Consider the following 280-nt stretch of genomic DNA (forward strand, 5'->3'; position numbering starts at 1 on the left):
GGAGAAGGTGTAGAGTGTTGTTTTTTGAATTTTGGAGCCAAAGAACCGGTTTTTTTCGAAAAAAAATGGCCACCAACAGAGCTACAAAGAGCGGATTTGCCGCCGAGGCCCAGAAAAAAGTAAATGCCAAATACAGCGAAGAGTTGGCTTCTGAGAGTTTAGAATGGATCAACAGGGTTACCGGAGAAAACGTCAATACTGCAGGAGATATGGACAATTTCTATGAAGTTCTAAAGGACGGTACCCTTCTGTGCAAACTAGCGAACTCAATCCAACCGGG

General features: G+C 43.9%; 1 protein-coding gene. It reads left to right on the forward strand.

The genetic code is table 11. From position 1 onward, the window contains the following. Positions 1-65 precede the first annotated feature (65 nt). The coding region (locus tag QWY28_RS23605; protein ID WP_300955347.1) for a calponin homology domain-containing protein at positions 66-280 on the forward strand (215 nt) is incomplete at its 3' end.

Source organism: Nocardioides oceani, assembly GCF_030412965.1.
GTDB lineage: Bacteria > Actinomycetota > Actinomycetes > Propionibacteriales > Nocardioidaceae > Nocardioides > Nocardioides oceani.